The organism is Streptomyces sp. NPDC008137, assembly GCF_042957035.1.
Classification (GTDB): domain Bacteria; phylum Actinomycetota; class Actinomycetes; order Streptomycetales; family Streptomycetaceae; genus Streptomyces.
On sequence record NZ_JBIBHN010000020.1, the window covers coordinates 14,903 to 28,357 of the forward strand.

General features: G+C 71.7%; 13 protein-coding genes. 6 read left to right on the forward strand and 7 right to left on the reverse strand.

Going from position 1 to position 13,455, the window contains the following annotated elements; translation table 11 throughout:
• Nucleotides 1-122 precede the first annotated feature (122 nt).
• Nucleotides 123-2,162, forward strand: coding sequence for a streptophobe family protein (locus tag ACFZBT_RS27045; RefSeq protein WP_391108361.1), 2,040 nt, complete (start codon nucleotides 123-125; stop codon nucleotides 2,160-2,162).
• 129 nt (nucleotides 2,163-2,291) lie between these two features.
• Entirely contained in the window at nucleotides 2,292-3,506 is a 1,215-nt protein-coding gene (serB, locus tag ACFZBT_RS27050; protein WP_391108364.1) for a phosphoserine phosphatase SerB, read from the forward strand.
• 88 nt (nucleotides 3,507-3,594) lie between these two features.
• On the opposite strand, the gene ACFZBT_RS27055 is transcribed toward serB, so the two are convergent.
• The 4 genes from ACFZBT_RS27055 to ACFZBT_RS27070 all read right to left on the reverse strand — a co-directional run bounded on the left by ACFZBT_RS27055 (nucleotide 3,595) and on the right by ACFZBT_RS27070 (nucleotide 6,058).
• Entirely contained in the window at nucleotides 3,595-4,113 is a 519-nt protein-coding gene (locus ACFZBT_RS27055) for a histidine phosphatase family protein (RefSeq protein ID WP_391108367.1), read from the reverse strand.
• A 65-nt stretch (nucleotides 4,114-4,178) separates the two neighbouring features.
• Nucleotides 4,179-4,385, reverse strand: coding sequence for a hypothetical protein (locus ACFZBT_RS27060; protein ID WP_391108370.1), 207 nt, complete (start codon nucleotides 4,383-4,385; stop codon nucleotides 4,179-4,181).
• A 167-nt stretch (nucleotides 4,386-4,552) separates the two neighbouring features.
• Nucleotides 4,553-4,669 (reverse strand): SGM_5486 family transporter-associated protein, encoded by a 117-nt coding sequence (locus ACFZBT_RS27065; RefSeq protein ID WP_106974401.1) that lies wholly within the window; start codon nucleotides 4,667-4,669, stop codon nucleotides 4,553-4,555.
• Nucleotides 4,670-4,735: 66 nt separating this feature from the next.
• A complete protein-coding gene (locus ACFZBT_RS27070; RefSeq protein WP_391108374.1) occupies nucleotides 4,736-6,058 on the reverse strand; it encodes a CynX/NimT family MFS transporter in 1,323 nt (440 codons plus the stop codon).
• A gap of 79 nt (nucleotides 6,059-6,137) precedes the next feature.
• On the opposite strand from ACFZBT_RS27070, the gene ACFZBT_RS27075 reads away from it, so the two are divergent.
• Nucleotides 6,138-6,830, forward strand: coding sequence for an FCD domain-containing protein (locus ACFZBT_RS27075; RefSeq protein WP_391108377.1), 693 nt, complete (start codon nucleotides 6,138-6,140; stop codon nucleotides 6,828-6,830).
• On the opposite strand, the gene ACFZBT_RS27080 is transcribed toward ACFZBT_RS27075, so the two are convergent.
• The 3 genes from ACFZBT_RS27080 to fabG form a co-directional block, all read right to left on the reverse strand.
• Nucleotides 6,808-7,161: a hypothetical protein gene (locus tag ACFZBT_RS27080; RefSeq protein ID WP_391108380.1), complete on the reverse strand. Its 354-nt coding sequence runs from the start codon at nucleotides 7,159-7,161 to the stop codon at nucleotides 6,808-6,810. The genes ACFZBT_RS27075 and ACFZBT_RS27080 overlap by 23 nt on opposite strands.
• Before the next feature lie 162 nt (nucleotides 7,162-7,323).
• Nucleotides 7,324-8,091, reverse strand: a complete 768-nt coding sequence (gene fabI, locus ACFZBT_RS27085; RefSeq protein WP_376390146.1) for an enoyl-ACP reductase FabI — start codon at nucleotides 8,089-8,091, stop codon at nucleotides 7,324-7,326.
• 5 nt (nucleotides 8,092-8,096) lie between these two features.
• The gene (fabG, locus tag ACFZBT_RS27090; RefSeq protein ID WP_391108383.1) at nucleotides 8,097-8,816 is read right to left on the reverse strand and encodes a 3-oxoacyl-[acyl-carrier-protein] reductase; all 720 of its coding nucleotides are present in this window, start codon (nucleotides 8,814-8,816) and stop codon (nucleotides 8,097-8,099) included.
• A 273-nt stretch (nucleotides 8,817-9,089) separates the two neighbouring features.
• Here fabG and ACFZBT_RS27095 point away from each other — a divergent pair, with 273 nt between their 5' ends.
• From ACFZBT_RS27095 to tyrS, 3 genes are all read left to right on the forward strand, one after another.
• The gene (locus ACFZBT_RS27095) at nucleotides 9,090-10,613 is read left to right on the forward strand and encodes a metallopeptidase TldD-related protein (protein WP_391108386.1); all 1,524 of its coding nucleotides are present in this window, start codon (nucleotides 9,090-9,092) and stop codon (nucleotides 10,611-10,613) included.
• A gap of 82 nt (nucleotides 10,614-10,695) precedes the next feature.
• Nucleotides 10,696-12,090, forward strand: a complete 1,395-nt coding sequence (locus ACFZBT_RS27100; protein ID WP_391108388.1) for a metallopeptidase TldD-related protein — start codon at nucleotides 10,696-10,698, stop codon at nucleotides 12,088-12,090.
• A 58-nt stretch (nucleotides 12,091-12,148) separates the two neighbouring features.
• Nucleotides 12,149-13,417 (forward strand): tyrosine--tRNA ligase, encoded by a 1,269-nt coding sequence (tyrS, locus tag ACFZBT_RS27105; protein ID WP_391108391.1) that lies wholly within the window; start codon nucleotides 12,149-12,151, stop codon nucleotides 13,415-13,417.
• Nucleotides 13,418-13,455: the final 38 nt, after the last annotated feature.

A 13,455-nucleotide genomic window follows, 5' to 3' on the forward strand; every position in this document is an offset into this window, starting at 1 on the left:
ACCGCGTTCGGACGCCTCGGCCGATTCCGTTGACGGGGTTGAAACCGGGCCGGAGAGTGGTATTTCGTCGCGAGGGGGACATGCTCGGAGTTCCCGCCGCGTAGCGGATCGGGGGGTCTGCCATGGGTGCCGGTACAGGTGTCGAGAGGGCGAGTGACGGCACGCGCGTGCCGTGGGGGGACGTGCTGATGTCCGCCGTCGCCGCTGTGAGCTGGGCGTTGATCGGAATGGCGGGCACGGCGGCGCTGGGGCTGCGGCTGCTGGAGGCGGACGCGGCGGGCTCGTTGGGGCCGATGACCGCGGCGGTGGTGGCCCTAGGGGCGGGTGGTTCGGTCACTCCGTCCGGAGATGTGTCGGTGTTCGGCCTCACGGGCGCGGAGGCGGACACGGCCGTCGAGATCACGCCACTGGGGGTGAGCCTGGTCGGGGCGCTGCTGCTGTCGTACTTCTTCCTTCGGTCCCTGCGGGCGGCGGGAGTTGTGATATCACCGGCCGAACTCCTGGCGCGTGCCGGTGCGGTGGTCGCGTTGTTCGTGGCGATGCTGGGCGGGCTGGCCTGGGCGGGGCACGACGTCATCACGATCGACGGCGGCTCGCTGGGGCTGGACGACCTGACCGGCGGAGGTGGAGCGGGAGGCGGCGGCCTGGACATCCCCGGGCTCGGGAGCGTCGGGGACATCGGCGGGCTGCTGCCGGACCGGATCGGGGATCTGGTGGACGCGCGGGCGGCGGTCGGTTTCTCGGTCGACACCGTCCCCACGCTGTTCGGCGGGCTCGGCTGGTCGGCCGGGATCCTCCTCGTCGCCCTGCTGGCCTCGCGCCGCACGCCGCTGCCCCGGGGGTGGGAGGCCGTGCACCGGGCGGTACGACCGGCCGTTTCCGCGGTGGTGACCGTGCTGCTGGTGGCCGTGGCGGCCGGGTTCGCCGCGGCGGCGTACGCGGCGAGCGGCGACGACCATCCCGAGCGCATCGCCGGCGCGGCGCTGCTCGGGGCGCCGAACGGGGTGTGGGTGGGCGTCCCGATCGGCCTGTTCGTGCCGTGGGACGGACGGGCCACGGGGGAACTGACCCGTTTCCTGCCGGACCCGCTGGACGATCTGCTCGTGGGCCGCCCCGACCAGCAGGTGACGCTGGGCAGGCTGGCCGAGCTGGACGGGCAGGTGTGGCTGCTCGGGGTGGCAGCGGCTCTGATGATGCTGCTGGCGGGGGTCCTGACGGCGGTGCGGTCGCCGGTGGGGAGCATCCCGGGGACGGCGGTACGGGGTTCCGGTGCCCTCGGTTTCGCGGGCCGGTGCGCGCTGCGGCTGGGGGTCGTGACCGCGCTGGCCCTGCCGTTGCTGGCCTGGCTGACGGATGTGTCCGTGACCGCCTCCCTGTCCGTACTCGGCTTCGACGCGTTCGGCGCGGGCATCGAACTGCACGGGCACCTCGGCATGGCCCTGCTGCTGGGCGCGGTGTGGGGTGCGGGGGCCGGGGCCGTGGGGGCGTTGCTGGCGTGGGCGAGCGGGGCCGCGGGGCGGTCGGCGGCGGCGTTGGCCCGGGGGGACGGGGCGGCAGGGGCGGGGGGTGGTTCGGGGGTGGGCCGGTACGGCGAGGGCCAGGGTTGGCGCGGCGTGGCGGGGCGGCAGGGCGAGGGCTCGGGCCGGTACGCCGAGGGCACCAGCTGGCCCAGCGAGGCCCGGCGGGACAACGACGAGGGCACGGCCCGGCAGGGCGAGGGCATCGGGCGTTCCGGGAACCAGGGCGATCCGCAGGGCCGGCCGGCGTCGCACGGGAGGGAAGCCGGACCCTACGCGCCGGGTACGCCGTACCGGCCCCCGAACCCCGCCACCAATCCGTACCTCAGGGTTCCGGACGAACTGCGAAATCCGGAGGACGCGCGGCCCGGGGACGCGCGCCGGGGCCCGCATGACGAAGGTCGGCCGGACGGAGGACGGTCGCACACACCGGACGCGGGACGGCCGGACACCAGGGCAACCGAGCCCGGGAACGGCGACGTGTACGGCGCGCCCACCGTGGCACGTCCGGTCGGGCCGCCTCCGCGTGGCCCCCGCCGGCCGCCCGGCCCACGGGGCGGGAACGGGCCGCCGGCCCGGCCGGACGACGGGCCGCCACCCCCGCCTCCTCCTCCGCCACCGCGGAAACCGCGAGGCGGGAGGTGATCCGGAGGCCGGAGGGACGCCGTACCGGTACGTAAGATTCACGCCGTCGACGCGACACCCAGTGTTCGCTGTCCGCCAGCCGGACCTCACGGGCGGTGTGACCTGCCCGCCGGATACGGTGGAACCACCATGAGCGCATCGCAGACCTCGTCCTCTGACGTCCCCACCCTCCTTGTCAAGATCTTCGGCAAGGACAGGCCGGGCATCACGGCCGGCCTCTTCGACACCCTCGCCGCCTACTCCGTCGACGTCGTCGACATCGAGCAGGTCGTCACCCGTGGCCGGATGGTGCTGTGCGCGCTCGTGACCGAGCCGCCCCCCGGTCTCGAGGGAGACCTGCGGGCGACCGTCCACAGCTGGGCCGAGTCGATGAAGATGCAGGCCGAGATCATCTCCGGCCTCGGCGACAACCGGCCGCGCGGACTGGGCCGCTCCCTGGTCACCGTGCTCGGGCATCCGCTCACCTCGGAGGCGACCGCCGCGGTCACCGCGCGGATCACCAGGACCGGCGGCAACATCGACCGTATCTTCCGGCTCGCCAAGTACCCCGTGACCGCGGTCGAGTTCGCCGTGTCCGGCGTGGAGACCGAGCCGCTGCGCACCGCCCTGGCACCCGACGCGGCGAAGCTCGGCATCGACGTGGCGGTGGTCGCCGCCGGTCTGTACCGGCGTGCGCAGCGCCTGGTCGTCATGGACGTCGACTCGACGCTCATCCAGGACGAGGTCATCGAACTGTTCGCCGCGCACGCCGGCTGCGAGGACAAGGTCGCCGAGGTGACGGCTGCCGCGATGCGCGGGGAACTGGACTTCGAGCAGTCCCTGCACGCGCGCGTGGCGCTGCTGGAGGGGCTGGACGCATCGGTGGTGGACAAGGTGCGCAGCGAGGTGCGGCTGACGCCGGGCGCCCGCACCCTGATCCGTACGCTGAAGCGGCTCGGCTACCAAGTCGGTGTCGTCTCGGGCGGCTTCACCCAGGTCACCGACGACCTGAAGGAGCGGCTGGGGCTGGACTTCGCCCAGGCCAACACGCTGGAGATCGTCGACGGCAGGCTGACGGGCAAGGTCACCGGCGAGATCGTCGACCGTGCGGGCAAGGCCCGGCTGCTGCGCCGGTTCGCGGCCGAGGCGGGCGTGCCGCTGTCGCAGACCGTGGCGATCGGTGACGGTGCGAACGACCTGGACATGCTGAACGCGGCCGGTCTGGGTGTCGCCTTCAACGCCAAGCCGGTGGTACGCGAGGCCGCGCACACCGCGGTGAACTTCCCGTTCCTGGACACGGTCCTGTATCTGCTGGGCGTCACGCGCGAAGAGGTCGAGGCGGCGGACACCCTCGACGCGGTCTGAGGCAGACAGGAGGGGCCCGGCACCGCGCACCGGTGCCGGGCCCCTGTCACGGCCTCTCTGTCACGTCCCCGCTGTCACACGGAGACGGTCACTCGGCCGGCGCCCAGTAGTCCCGCAGCGCGGCCACGCCCGGCTCCACGCTCTTCCACGAGCCGGTGAACGACAGGACGGCGAAGGCGGAGGCCGGGAACCCGCGGCGGTCCACGCGCTCGCGGGCGTCGTCCTCGGCCGAGCCCGCCAGGACGTCGGCGAGGCCCTGAACGCCCGGGTTGTGGCCGATCACGAGGACGTTCCGCACATCGTCGGGGGTCTCGTTGAGCAGGGCGATCAGTTCGCCCGGCGAGGCCTCGTAGATCCGCTCCTCGTAGACGGTTTTCGGCCGATGCGGGAACTCATGGACGGCGAGCTTCCAGGTCTCCCGGGTCCGGACCGCGGTGGAGCACAGGGCCAGGTCGAAGGGGATGCCGGTGTCGGCCAGCCTGCGCCCGGCCTCCGCCGCGTCTTTTCGGCCCCGGTCGGCGAGCGGACGCTCGTGATCGGTCACCTGTGGCCAGTCGGCTTTCGCATGGCGGAAGAGGACAATCGTGCGGGGTTCTGCGACGCTCATGAGATCCAGCTTCGCATGAAACACGCCATCGGGCGCAGGGAGTTGACCACCGGCTTCGGCCGTGCTCAGCGGGCTGTCAGCTGCTGCAGTCGCTCGAAGAGGTGGGTGACCACGGGATCGCCGGTGGCCGCGTGGGCGCCGGAGGGGTTCAGGATCAGGACGAGCAGCGCGGTGAAGAGCAGCGCCGGCAGGGCCAGAGCCCACCAGGGAAGCCGGCTGTCGGCGCCGGACCGGGTCGCCAGGTGGGGCGGGGTCTGCGTAGGGGCCGACATGGGTGCCTCCGCTCTTCGAGTGGCCGGTGGCCCCCGTCTCGCGGCCACACCTCGAAGTTACGGAATCCGCGGCGGGCAACCCATCCGGTGACCCACCCACTTGACCCTGACCCTCACCCCCTAGGGGACAGGGGGGCTAGCCCCACCATCGGCGGGGCCAGGGCCGGTCACGGCGAGGCGATCGTCGCGATGACGCCGATGACGATGAAGATCGCGAAGAATGCGCCGAACACGAGCAGCATCTTCTTCTGACCATGCTGGGGATTCGGATCGAGCACTGGCATGGGGCAAGTGTCGCACCCACCCCGGGCGCGGTACGCCCCGGGGTGCCGACACGACGAGGCCGGGATTCAGCGGCCCGCCTCGTCCTCCACCGTGCGGTTGCGGCCCGCCAGCCAGCCGACCACGATCTGCGGAACCATCAGGGCGCTCATCAGCGTGATCGGCAGGCCCCAGCCGCCGCTGTGCTGGTAGAGGACACCCACCAGGAGCGGTCCCGGGATGGAGATGAGGTAGCCGGTGCTCTGCGCGAACGCCGAAAGCTGGGCCACGCCCGGGCCGGTCCTGGCCCGCATGCCGACCATGGTGAGGGCGAGCGGGAAGGCGCAGTTCGCGACGCCGAGCAGCAGGGCCCAGGCCCAGGCGCCGTCGGCCGGCGCGAGGTACAGCCCGGCGTAGCCGATCAGGCCGCAGATGCCCAGGGCCAGCACGATCGGGCCCTGGTGCGGGAGCCGCGTGGCCAGGCGGGGTATGACGAAGGCCAGGGGGACGCCCATCGCCATGGTGAGCGCCAGCAGCAGCCCGGCGGTGCCGGCGGACACGCCGGCGTCCCGGAAGATCTGCGCCATCCAGCCCATCGTGATGTAGGCGGCGGTGGCCTGGAGCCCGAAGAAGACGGCCAGCGCCCAGGCGGTACGGCTCCGGGCGATCCGCAGCCGCGGCGCCTCTACGCGCGCGGACCCCGCCGGGGCGGGCTCGGGGCTCTCCTCGCGGCCGCTTTCCTTCCCGTCCGCGCGCCCCCGTACGAACGGCAGCCACGGCAGGATGGCCGCCACGGCGAGCCCCGCCCACAGGGCCAGGCCCGACTGCCAGCTGCCGCCCAGCGCGTCGGACACGGGCACCGTGACCGCGGCCGCGAGGGACGTGCCCAGGGCGAGCCCCATGGAGTAGACGCCGGTCATGGAACCCACGCGGTCGGGGAACCACTGCTTGACGATGGCCGGCATCAGGACGTTGCTGACCGCGATACCCATGAGGGCGAGGGCACTGGCGGCCAGGAAGCCGGCCGTGCCGCCGGCGTACGGCCGGATCGCCAGGCCGGTGGCGATGGCGGCCATGCCGGCGCACACCACGGCGCCGGCTCCGAAGCGGCGGGCGAGCCGCGGGGCCATGACGCCGAAGACGGCGAAGCACAGGGGCGGCACGGAGGTGAGCAGTCCGGCCACGCTGCCGCTCATGCCGAGCCCGTCGCGGACCTCCTCCAGGAGGGCGCCGAGGCTGGTGATGGCGGGCCGGAGGTTCAGGGCGGACAGCACGATGCCGAGGACGAGCAGCCGTGTCGTCCACGCGCGCGTGGACGGGCCGCCCGGTTCCCCGGCGTCGTGCGCGGCCGAGCTGCGAACGGTCGGGGGCGTCATCGTCCGGGTTTCCTCGCTAGCCATGAGGCCCATCATAGAATCATGGGATGATTGACTGTCCAATCCGTCCACTCCTCGGCCGCCGTCCGGCGCCCCGGACGTGCGAAGGTGAGCCATGCCTCTGAGTCATCCCCGTCGTTCGGCGCTCTCCGAACAGGTCATCGCCGCGCTGCGGGCCCAGATCACGTCGGGCGAGTGGCCGGTCGGGTCCCGTATCCCGACCGAGCCGGAACTGGTCGAGCAGCTGGGCGTCGCGCGCAACACGGTCCGTGAGGCCGTCCGCGCGCTCTCGCACAACGGCCTGCTGGACATCCGCCAGGGCTCCGGCACCTACGTCGTGGCGACCAGTGAGCTGGCCGGTGTGATGCAGCGGCGGTTCGCCGGCGCCGACCCCCGGCACATCGCCGAGCTGCGCTCCACGCTGGAGTCGTCCGCCGCCCGGCTGGCCGCCGAGCGGCGGACCGAGAGGGACCTCAAACAGCTCGACGCGCTGCTGCTGCGGCGCGAGGAGGCGTGGGAGTCGGGTGACGCGGAGGCGTTCGTGACCGCGGACGCGACCTTCCACCTGGCCGTGGTCTCCGCCTCCCACAACGACGTGATGACCGCGATGTACGCGGACCTGGGCGAGGTGCTGCGGGACTGGCTGCGCGAGGATGTCGGCGAGGAGCTGACCCCGGAGACGTACATGGACCACGGGCGGCTGCTCGACGCGATCCGCGCGGGCGACGCGGACCGGGCGGGGACGGAGGCGGCCCGCTATCCGTTCCTGTGCCGCCTGGGCGGGATCAGCTCGCCCTCCGGTGACTGACCCACGCGTCGCCGACTTCCTTCCAGCAGCGTCCCTTGAGCCGCACGGTCTGCGCGGGCCCGGCCTCCACCGGGGAGCTGTCGGTGTCGATGTCCCACCAGCGGGCGCATTCCACGTGCAGGCTCACGCGGTCGGGCTCCGGGTAGGGGTTGTGGCAGTACGCGGTCACCCTGGAGTCGTCGACGCGGATCCGGCACGCGGCACCGAAGGGGGCGGCCCGTTCCCCCTCGTCGTCGGCGGGCACGCGCGCGTGCGGCACCGCCTCGTACGCCAGGGTCAGCACGAGAGCGACGGCGACGGACAGTGAGGCCGTTCGGCGGGACAAGCGCACAAGGGGACCTCCTCGGCCGTGCTGGGGAGGGGACCGCGTGGTGAACGCGTACTCCAGAGTGCCCGGTCACTGGCCTCCCCCGCCCGGCCTGCTGAGCCGAAAGGGTGACGCCCCGCTCCCCGCACGCGGGCGGGGAACGGGGCGTCGACGGCGTACGGGAGATCAGGCTCCGATGGCGTGCAGACCGCCGTCCACGTGGATGATCTCGCCGGTGGTCTTCGGGAACCAGTCGCTGAGCAGCGCGACGATGCCGCGGCCGGCCGGCTCGGGGTCCTTGAGGTCCCACTCCAGCGGCGAACGGTCGTCCCAGACGGCGGCCAGCTCGCCGAAGCCCGGGATGGACTTGGCGGCCATGGAGCCGATCGGACCGGCCGAGACCAGGTTGCAGCGGATGTTCTGCTTGCCCAGGTCGCGGGCCATGTAGCGGCTGGTGGCCTCCAGGGCGGCCTTGGCCGGGCCCATCCAGTCGTACTGCGGCCAGGCGTACTGCGCGTCGAAGGTCAGACCCACGACGGAGCCGCCGTTCTGCATCAGCGGCAGGCAGGCCATGGTCAGCGACTTCAGGGAGTACGCCGAGACGTGCATGGCCGTGGCGACCGACTCGAACGGCGTGTTCAGGAAGTTGCCGCCGAGCGCGTCCTGCGGGGCGAAGCCGATGGAGTGGACGACGCCGTCGAGACCGCCGAGCTCCTCGCCGACGATGTCGGCCAGGCGCCCGAGGTGCTCGTCGTTGGTCACGTCGAGCTCGATGACCTTGGTGGGCTTGGGCAGCTTCTTGGCGATGCGCTCGGTCAGCGTGGGCCGCGGGAAGGCGGTCAGGATGATCTCGGCGCCCTGCTCCTGGGCCAGCTTGGCGGCGTGGAAGGCGATGGAGGACTCCATCAGCACACCGGTGATCAGGACGCGCTTGCCCTCGAGAATTCCGCTCATGGTGATCAGTGACCCATTCCCAGTCCGCCGTCAACGGGAATGACGGCTCCAGTGATGTACGAGGCGTCGTCCGAGGCGAGGAACCGCACCGTCGCGGCGATCTCCTCGGGCTGCGCGTACCTGCCGAGCGGCACCTGCTTCACGATGCCCTCACGCTGCTCGTCGGTGAGCACCTTGGTCATGTCGGTGTCGACGAAGCCGGGCGCGACGACGTTGAAGGTGAGGTTGCGCGAGCCCAGCTCACGGGCGAGGGAGCGCGCGAAGCCGACCAGGGCGGCCTTGGAGGCGGCGTAGTTGGCCTGGCCCGGGCCGCCGTAGAGGCCGACGACCGAGGAGATCAGGACGACGCGGCCCTTCTTGGCCCGCAGCATGCCGCGGTTGGCACGCTTGACCACACGGAAGGTGCCGGTGAGGTTGGTGTCGATGACCGAGGTGAAGTCCTCCTCGGACATGCGCATCAGGAGCTGGTCCTTGGTGATGCCGGCATTGGCGACGAGGACCTCGACGGGGCCGTGGTTCTCCTCGATCTCCTTGTAGGCCTGCTCCACCTGCTCGGGGTCGGTGATGTCGCACCTGACGGCCAGGCAGCCCAATTCCGTCAGGGCCGCCGGCGGTTCACCCGAGCGGTACGTGATGGCGACCTTGTCGCCGGCATCGGCGAAGGCACGGGCGATGGCGAGGCCGATCCCCCGGTTGCCTCCGGTGACGAGAACCGAGCGGCTCAACGGATCACCCTTTCGTTAGCGGTCTGATACGCCCGCCCGGGCGCCTGGACGACAGGCGGCGATGACAGGCGGCTTCCTCGAAAACCTATCGGTCCCGGCACGCCCGCGGACAATCGGGCACCGACAGTGGCGTACGGGACTCACTGTCGGGTCCCTACAGAAAGCCACACACCCGGGGTACGGAAACTCGTGGCCCGCGCGCGGGATGGACGACATGATCGGACCAGTCACCCAGTACGGCGACCACGCTCACCTCGACAGAAAGAGACGGCGGTGCCTCATACCATCGACGAGGCCTTCACGGCCCTCCCCCTGCGCGCCCTCGCCGACGCGGCCCTCGCACGCGCGCGTGCGCTCGGTGCCGAGCACGCGGACTTCCGGTTCGAGCGGGTGCGGGGCGCCTCCTGGCGGTTCCGGGACGCCAAGCCCGCCGGGTCGTCGGACACCACCGACCTCGGGTACGCGGTGCGGGTGGTGCACGGCGGGACGTGGGGTTTCGCGTCCGGGGTCGACCTCAGTCTGGACGCCGCCGCCAGGGTCGCCGGGCAGGCGGTGGCGATGGCCAAGCTGTCCGCGCAGGTGATCAGGGCGGCCGGGTCGGACGAGCGTGTGGAGCTGGCCGACGAGCCCGTGCACGCCGAGAAGACGTGGGTCTCGTCGTACGAGATCGATCCGTTCTCCGTGCCCGACGAGGAGAAGGCCGGGCTGATCGCGGACTGGAGCGCGCGGCTCCTGGCGGCTCGCGGGGTCGATCATGTCGACGCCTCGCTGCTCACCGTCCACGAGAACAAGTTCTACGCCGACACGGCCGGGACCGTGACCACGCAGCAGCGGGTACGGCTGCACCCGGTGTTCAACGCCGTGTCGGTGGACGAGTCGAGCGGCGAGTTCGACTCGATGCGTACCCTGGCGCCGCCCGCTGGACGCGGCTGGGAGTACCTGCGGGGCACCGGCTGGGACTGGGAGGACGAGCTGGAGCGGATCCCGGAGCTGCTCGCCGAGAAAATGCGCGCGCCGAGTGTCGACCCGGGCCTGTACGACCTGGTCGTCGACCCGTCCAACCTGTGGCTGACCATCCACGAGTCCATCGGGCACGCGACCGAGCTGGACCGCGCCCTGGGCTACGAGGCCGCCTACGCAGGCACGTCCTTCGCCACGTTCGACCAGCTGGGCAAGTTGCGGTACGGCTCGGAGCTGATGAACGTCACCGGCGACCGCACCGCCGAGCACGGGCTCGCCACCATCGGGTACGACGACGAGGGCGTCGCGGGCCAGTCCTGGGACCTGGTGAAGGACGGCACGCTCGTCGGCTACCAGCTGGACCGGCGGATCGCGAAGCTGACCGGGTTCGAGCGGTCCAACGGCTGCGCCTACGCCGACTCCCCCGGCCACGTGCCGGTGCAGCGCATGGCCAACGTGTCGTTGCGGCCGGACCCGGCCGGGATGTCGACGGAGGACCTGATCGGGGGCGTGGAGCGGGGGATCTACGTCGTCGGTGACCGGTCCTGGTCGATCGACATGCAGCGTTACAACTTCCAGTTCACGGGTCAGCGCTTCTACCGGATCGAGAACGGGCGGCTCGCCGGTCAGCTGCGCGATGTCGCCTACCAGGCGACGACCACCGACTTCTGGGGCTCCATGGCCGCCGTCGGCGGTCCCCAGACGTACGTCCTCGGCGGCGCCTTCAACTGCGGCAAGGCCCAGCCGGGCCAGGTCGCGTCCGTGTCGCACGGCTGCCCGTCGGCCCTCTTCAAGGGCGTCAACATTCTGAACACGACCCAGGAGGCCGGTCGATGAACATCAGCTGCAGCATCGGCTGGGGGTCCGGGGGTTACTCCCCGGAAAAGCACAGTCTGAACACGACCCAGGAGGCCGGTCGATGAGCGCGCGTCCCAGCAAGCCGCACGAGGTCGTCGAGCGCGCCCTCGAACTGTCCCGGGCGGACGGCTGTGTCGTCATCGCGGACGAGCAGTCCACCGCCAACCTGCGCTGGGCGGGCAACGCCCTGACGACGAACGGCGTCACGCGCGGGCGCACGCTCACCGTCGTCGCGACGGTGGACGGCAAGGAGGGCACGGCCTCGGGGGTGGTGTCACGGTCCGCCGTGACCGCCGACGAGCTGGAGCCCCTGGTGCGGGCCGCCGAGGCGGCAGCACGCGGTGCCGGGCCCGCCGAGGACGCGCAGCCGCTGGTCACGGGCGTGGCCGCGAGTCCGGAGTTCACGGAGGCGCCCGCCGAGACCTCCTCCGCGGTGTTCGCCGACTTCGCCCCGGCGCTCGGCGAGGCCTTCGCACGCGCGCGTGCGGGCGGCCGGGAGCTGTACGGGTTCGCCAACCACGAACTGGTGTCGACGTACGTGGGCACCTCCACGGGGCTGCGGCTGCGGCACGACCAGCCGAACGGGACGCTGGAGCTGAACGCCAAGTCCCCGGACCGGACCCGGTCCGCGTGGGCCGGGCGCTCCACGCGGGACTTCAAGGACGTCGACCCGGCGGCCCTGGACGCGGAGCTCGCGGTGCGCCTCGGGTGGGCCGAGCGGCGTGTGGAGCTGCCCGCGGGCCGGTACGAGACGCTGCTGCCGCCGTCGGCCGTCGCGGACCTGCTGATCTACCAGCTGTGGTCGGCGTCGGGCCGGGACGCGGTGGAGGGCCGCACCGTGTTCTCCAAGCCGGGCGGGGGCACCCGGGTCGGCGAGAAGCTGACCGATCTGCCGCTGACCCTGCGCAGCGACCCGAACGAGCCCGGCCTGGAGTCGGCGCCCTTCGTGATCGCGCACTCCTCCGGGGGCGACGAGTCGGTGTTCGACAACGGACTGCCGCTGGCGGCCACCGAGTGGATGCGCGAGGGAGAGCTGTCGCACCTGACGACCAGCCGCCACAGCGCGGGCCTGACCGGTCTGCCGGTGGCGCCGGGCATCGACAACGTGATCCTGGACGGCGGCGACGACCGCTCCCTGGACGAGATGGTCGCCGACACCGAGCGCGGCTTGCTGCTGACCTGCCTGTGGTACATCCGCGAGGTCGACCCGGCCTCGCTGCTGCTGACGGGGCTGACCCGGGACGGCGTCTACCTGGTCGAGAACGGCGAGGTGACCGGCGAGGTGAACAACTTCCGGTTCAACGAGACGCCGGTCGGTCTGCTGGGCCGGGTGACGGAGGCCGGGCGAACCGAGAAGACGCTGCCGAGGGAATGGAGCGATTGGTTCACCAGGGCCGCGATGCCGGCGCTGCGGGTGCCCGACTTCAATATGAGCTCTGTCAGTCAGGGCGTATAACCTCGTACCTGATTACGAGCCCACTCCATTCGAGCCCACTCAAGGAGATACGAGAACCGTGACGGACATCTTCGACGAGCTGAAGTGGCGCGGGCTGTTCGCCCTGTCCACTGACGAGGACGCTTTGCGCAAGGCGCTCGCGGACGGTCCCGTCACGTTCTATTGCGGCTTCGACCCGACCGCCCCGTCGTTGCACGTGGGGCACCTGGTGCAGGTGCTCACCGTGCGGCGGCTCCAGCAGGCCGGTCACCGGCCGCTGGCGCTGGTCGGCGGTGCCACGGGCCTGATCGGCGACCCGCGTCCGACGGCGGAGCGCACGCTGAACGACCCGGAGACGGTGACCGGCTGGGTCGGCAAGCTGCGCTCCCAGATCGAGCCGTTCCTGACCTTCGAGGGCGAGAACGCGGCCCTCATGGTCAACAACCTCGACTGGACGGAGAACCTCTCCGCGATCGAGTTCCTGCGGGACATCGGCAAGCACTTCCGTGTCAACAAGATGCTGACGAAGGACTCCGTGGCCCGGCGCCTGGAGTCCTCCGAGGGCATCAGCTACACGGAGTTCAGCTACCAGCTGCTGCAGGGCATGGACTTCCTGCAGCTCTACCGCAGGTACGGCTGCACGCTCCAGCAGGGCGGCAGCGACCAGTGGGGCAACCTCACGGCGGGCCTGGACCTGATCCACCGCCTGGAGCCGGACGCCGCGGTGCACGCGCTGGCGACGCCGCTGATGACCAAGGCGGACGGCACCAAGTTCGGCAAGACCGAGGGCGGCGCCGTCTGGCTCGACCCGGAGATGACGACGCCGTACGCGTTCTACCAGTTCTGGCTGAACGTGGACGACCGGGACATCTCCAAGTACATGCGCATCCTGTCCTTCCGTTCCCGTGCGGAGCTGGAGGAGCTGGAGCGGCAGACCGAGGAGCGTCCCCAGGCCCGTGCCGCGCAGCGTGCGCTCGCCGAGGAGCTGACGACGCTGGTGCACGGCGCGGACCAGACGGCCGCCGTGATCGCCGCGTCCAAGGCCCTCTTCGGGCAGGGCGAGCTGGCGGAGCTGGACGAGAAGACGCTGGCCGCGGCCCTGTCGGAGGTGCCGCACATCCAGGTCTCCGAGCTCGGCCCGGTCGTCGACCTGTTCGCCGAGGTCGGCCTGGTGGCCAGCAAGTCGGCCGCGCGCCGCACGGTCAAGGAGGGCGGCGCCTACGTGAACAACGTCAAGGTCGCCGGCGAGGACGCGGTCCCCGCCAAGGAGGACCTGCTGCAGGGCCGCTGGCTGGTGCTGCGCCGGGGCAAGAAGAACCTGGCGGCGGTAGAGGTCACGGGCGGCTGAGCGCGCGTGGGAAGGGGGTCGTCTCCGGTGCGGAGGCG